Raw genomic sequence first — 4,817 nt, 5'->3', positions numbered from 1 at the left:
TGCTTCGCATGGAAGTTACTCCTGAGCAGGCTCTTGAGGGCCCGGGCTGCGGAGTAGGAGAAGTTATCTATGCAGCTTCAGGTTGCCTATCATTCTGGAATTCGTTTGGATGGCCGCTGTTGGATTTTGGGCAGGACGGAATCTGCCTCAAAACGCATGGGTTATCCCGTCTCAATGTCTTGGGTCTAAAGTAAGGTTCCTAACTTAGGATTCGTCCTTGAACAACACCACCATTCCCTGTTATCAGGAGAACCACGCCGGGCTTTCGGCTYGGATCAGGCGATGGATGGTGATCTCGGGGAAGCAGTTGAAGCGTACCGGTGCGATGGAGCAGCCGACACCGACCGAGGTGTAGCCGACCAAGGGACCGTATGTCCACGCGCCCGCCCCATGGAGCGAGGCAGCTTGGCATCAAGGGTGATCGGAATCGATCCCGGCAGGCAGACCTGGCCGCCGTGCGTATGGCCGCTGAGCATCAGGGAGAAGCCGGCGTGGGCGGCCTGCCGATAGATCTCCGGCGTGTGCGAGAGCAGGATGGAGATGGCGCCGGAGGGAATAGGGCCTGCCGCCTGGTGGACGTTGTCGGCGCGGTAGTAGTGGGCGTCGTCTACACCGCAGAGATAGATCTCCTGGAGTACCAGTTCTCAGGATGAAAGAAGTTGAGCCCATGCCCGAAGATGGCTTCGTGGTCCTTTTCGATGCCCAGCCGCTGGCGCGCGTGCACTTTGCCGAGACGATGTTCCAGCTTTTCCAGGATTTCCCGATCAACCTCTGGACGTGATGCGTGGCTCATACCGGCCCTCAAAAAGGCAAGATTTCTTGAACGGTACTATACACGCCCTCGATGGATGGAATGCGATGTGCGGATGTGATGTGCGGATGTTTGGCGAGGTCGACCGACCGCCCTGAAACGCCCGAGCATTTTCCCTGTGGGAGTTATGCAGGGTTTCAGCCTGGGGGCGTTGCCCAGGCTGGTGGAATGCCCCTTCAGCGCTTTTAATCTACAACTCTCCGTATCCGCACACACGCCGCTCGCTTCCGGGCACGTATCTTTGAGGTGAACTCTTCCGGCTCCTCTTGACGAACTAGAGGAAAGGCGTATCTTTGTCCTCTARAGGAACTAGAGGAGAGATTCGATGTCCGTACCGAAGGCAGAGCCGGGTGAGATTGTTCAGGGAACGCTCGAGATGTTGATTCTCAAGACACTGGCGCTTGAACCCATGCACGGGTATGGCGTCGGGTTGCGCATCGAGCAGATGAGCGACGGCGTCTTTCGCGTGAATGCGGGCTCTCTGCTGCCTGCTCTGAGCCGCATGGAGCGTAGCGGCTATGTGAAGACCCAGTGGCGTAGTACGGAGAACAACCGGCGCGCGAAGTTCTACGAGATCACGGCGAAGGGCCGGAAGGCATTGCAGCAGGAGAAAGAGCAGTGGGGGCGGCGGATCTCCGCCATTGCACGCATCCTTGATGCGTAGTTGGGAAGCGTAGTCCGGGAGCGTAGTGGGGATGCGTAGCAGGGAACCGTAATTCCGTTCAAAGGACTCTCTATGAGTTGGCTGACGAATCTCGTGATGGGAATCAGGGCTCTGTTTCAACGGAGCCACGTGGAACGCGAGCTGGACGAGGAGCTGCAGGCCTATGTCGAGGCCGCGACCGAAGACAAGCTGCGCAAGGGAATGAGTGCAGATGCGGCCCGCCGTGCGGCGATGGCAGAACTGGGCAGCAGCAACGCCGTGAAGCACAAGGTCTGGTCGTCGCGGTGGGAGTCGTCTGTCGACAATCTTTTTCAGGATCTGCGTATCGGTCTTCGCTCGCTGATGAGGCGGCCCGGTTTTACCGCTGTGGCCGTGGTCTCTCTTGCTCTTGGCATCGGGGCGAACAGTGCGATCTTTACGCTGATCGATCAGGTCCTTCTGAAGAAGCTGCCGGTGAAGGATCCTCAACAACTGGTTGCCTTTGGAGACTCGGTGTATGGCGGAGTCGCCGGCGGCATCGATCTTGGGGCGTTCGGCGGCTACTTTCCCTGGGATTTCTCCCGGCAGTTAGAGATGAATCCCGGACCGTTTCGGGGAATCGCCGCATACGGAAGTTTTTCGAACAAGACGAGCGTTCTCGCGCCAGATGCAGTGGGATCCGGAGCTCCCGCTATACTTGCGCAGGCGACACTGGTCTCCGGCAACTACTTTCATGTGCTTGGTGCGCAGCCGTTGCTTGGACGGGCCATTCTGCCCGCTGACGATGCCGTTCCGGGCAGCGGTGCAGTCGTGGTTGTCAGTCATCATTTCTGGCAGAGTGCACTGTCGTCCGATCGTGCCATTATCGGCAGACCACTCACGATCAATGGCACACCGTTTGAGATCGTGGGTGTGATGCCTGAGGCGTTTCATGGATTCCGGCAGGAAGTTGAGCCGACCGATCTATGGACGCCCGTCAGCATGCAGCCCGCGGTGTTGCAGCACCCATCCATGCTGATGCCGCAGTCGGGCCTGTACTTCCTGCATCTCTTTGGACGATTGAGCGAACAAGCATCCACAAGTAAAGCCGGAGTTCTCGAAAGCCAGAACTGGCTGAATCGGCAGGTCCGTCTCGGCGTCCTCGCCAGAGACGGAGGCGTCATTACTCCGGAACGCCGCAAGGAGATCGAGCGGACAAATGTGCCCCTGGTGCCGTCAGCGACGGGGGTGTCTCTGGTTCGCAGCCAATATGGCGACTCGCTCAAGATTCTGATGGCGGTCGTGGTCGTAGTGCTTTTGATCGCCTGTGCGAACCTGGCCAACTTTCTGCTCGCTCGCGGAGCGGCGCGGCAGCGTGAAATCGCAACCCGGCTGGCCCTTGGCTCCAGCCGCGCACGTGTCATCAGGCAGAGTCTTATGGAGGCGATGTCATTGTCGCTCTTCGGTGGCGCCCTGGGACTTGGCCTGGCTTTCGCAGCAACGCGCGCGTTGATCGCGTTCGTAAGCCAGGGGAGCGGAGAGACAGCCATGAGTGCAGCGCCGAATACGGCGGTGCTCGGTTTCACGTTCGGCATCTCAATGGTCACAGCGCTGTTGTTCGGGCTCGCGCCTTCTACGGTTGCGGCGCGCCTTGGAGAGCGCGGGTCGCTCAACACGGCTGTACGAACCGTTCAAGGAGGCGGAGGCAGAGCCTCACGATTCTGGCCGAAGACGCTGATCACTGCCCAGGTGATGTTGTCGCTGCTTCTTCTGGTAGGGGCCGGTTTGCTGGTGCGCACGTTACGTAACCTGCAGCACCAGGATTATGGGTTTGAGCGAACGCATCTATTGCTGGCATCCATCGATCCAAAGCTTGCCGGATATCAACCGCATCAGGTGCCGGCGCTGCATCAACATCTTCTCGAGCGGCTCTCCGCGATCCCCGGTGTTCGTTCCGCTGCGTTATCGGYGGCCCCGCCGATCAGTGAAGGTGTATGGAGCTCCAGTATCTCGCCGGCGGGCTACACTCCCGCTCCCAAAGAGAACATGGTCTCAGTGCTGAATCGAGTCTCCGGCCGATACTTCGAGACTGCCGGCATTACGATCGTCGCAGGACGTGGCATTACACCCGAAGATACCGCCGGCAGTCTGAAGGTTGCGGTGATCAGCGAATCGATCGCAAAACGCTACTTCCCTAGGGGCGAGGCGATCGGCCGCACCCTCACATTAGGTATTGATAGCGTGCGTGGCCCATGGCAGATCGTCGGAATCGTGCGGAATACGAAATCCGGAAATCCGCGGGAGACCGAACCGGTACGCATGACCTACATCCCGTTGGCGCAGATCGATCCCTATGCGCCTCTCCCATCCGGCGGAACAACAACAGCTACAGAAGCGAGCACTACCGTGCGGGAGGAGAACCAGGATCGCTATGCCTATACCATCCTGCTTCGAACGACTGGCGATCCGGCAAAGACAATTGCCGATCTCAGAGCCGCGGTTGCGTCGATCGATTCCAAGCTGCCGTTGTTGAGAGTTATAACTATGGAAGAGCAGGTATCGAGCCTGATCGCGAACGATCAGTTGATCTCAATGCTTACGGGCGCTTTTTCCATTCTCGCCTTACTGCTGGCGGCGATCGGCCTGTATGGCGTGATGAGCTACCACGTCGTTCAGCGCACGACAGAGATCGGTGTCCGCATTGCCCTCGGTGCGCAGCTTCAGACGGTGTTGTGGATGATCCTGAAGGAGTCCCTGATGCTATTGGCCATAGGTGTGTGTCTCGGATTGCCGCTCACGTTGCTGGTGACTAGAAGTATCCGAAGCCAGCTCTTTGGGCTGAGCGTCCTGGATCCGCTCACGTTTRCGATAGCGATCGCTGTCGTTGCCGGAATGACGGTGTTTGCAACCTGGCTTCCGGCGCGGAGGGCAGCCAGAATCGATCCCTTGACGGCTCTTCGATACGAATAGGAACGCGCCTTTCCACCCCAACGAACCGAGTTTGTCGAGGACCCCGGCCTTCAGTGCTTTTGGTCAGCGTCTGGTTCAAAAGCTTGCGGCTTCAACCCTTCGATATTCCTGCGGGAACCCTGGAACTCAGATTCTGGACCGGAGGCCGCCGTTGTGGTGTGCTTGCCGCAGCCATTGACGCGGAACTCTGACTCGCTGAGGGGAGGAGTCCGGAGTTGGCGGAGTGGTCTTTTTGGACATTCGGCATATAACACGCGGGCAAATCACCCGTCTTATGCTGGGTATGGCAGCGATGGCGAGACGAAGAAATAGCCTCGGAGTGTTGGTATATCAAATAGTTACCTATGTGTTTTTCCCGAAAAATAAGGTAAGCTGAGAAACCTTTCCGATGAAATGGGTTATACCGGTTGAACC

General features: G+C 58.2%; 5 protein-coding genes. All 5 read left to right on the top strand.

Annotation, left to right across the window (positions count from 1 at the left end):
* The first annotated feature begins 217 nt into the window (after nt 1-217).
* The 5 genes from AB4043_RS16690 to AB4043_RS16670 all read left to right on the top strand — a co-directional run bounded on the left by AB4043_RS16690 (nt 218) and on the right by AB4043_RS16670 (nt 4,403).
* Nucleotides 218-355 (top strand): hypothetical protein, encoded by a 138-nt coding sequence (locus AB4043_RS16690; RefSeq protein WP_442307564.1) that lies wholly within the window; start codon nt 218-220, stop codon nt 353-355.
* A 16-nt stretch (nt 356-371) separates the two neighbouring features.
* Nucleotides 372-653, top strand: a complete 282-nt coding sequence (locus AB4043_RS16685; protein WP_442307563.1) for a hypothetical protein — start codon at nt 372-374, stop codon at nt 651-653.
* Entirely contained in the window at nt 650-781 is a 132-nt protein-coding gene (locus AB4043_RS16680) for a hypothetical protein (protein ID WP_442307562.1), read from the top strand. The genes AB4043_RS16685 and AB4043_RS16680 overlap by 4 nt, the downstream gene beginning before the upstream one ends.
* Nucleotides 782-1,136: 355 nt before the next feature.
* Nucleotides 1,137-1,475 (top strand): PadR family transcriptional regulator, encoded by a 339-nt coding sequence (locus AB4043_RS16675; protein WP_442302452.1) that lies wholly within the window; start codon nt 1,137-1,139, stop codon nt 1,473-1,475.
* 72 nt (nt 1,476-1,547) lie between these two features.
* Complete coding sequence (locus tag AB4043_RS16670; protein WP_442307561.1) at nt 1,548-4,403, top strand: ADOP family duplicated permease; 2,856 nt, start codon at nt 1,548-1,550, stop codon at nt 4,401-4,403.
* Nucleotides 4,404-4,817: the final 414 nt, after the last annotated feature.

It is taken from the genome of Terriglobus sp. YAF25, from assembly GCF_052113305.1.
Lineage (GTDB): Bacteria > Acidobacteriota > Terriglobia > Terriglobales > Acidobacteriaceae > Terriglobus.
This window is presented reverse-complemented; position numbering and strand designations above follow the sequence as displayed.

What these genes read in the sequence shown, in the direction of transcription:
- AB4043_RS16685 (WP_442307563.1), top strand. Translation starts at nt 372, where the DNA reads ATGTCCACGCGCCCGCCCCATGGAGCGAGGCAGCTTGGCATCAAGGGT.
- AB4043_RS16675 (WP_442302452.1), top strand. Translation starts at nt 1,137, where the DNA reads ATGTCCGTACCGAAGGCAGAGCCGGGTGAGATTGTTCAGGGAACGCTC.
- AB4043_RS16680 (WP_442307562.1), top strand. Translation starts at nt 650, where the DNA reads ATGAAAGAAGTTGAGCCCATGCCCGAAGATGGCTTCGTGGTCCTTTTC.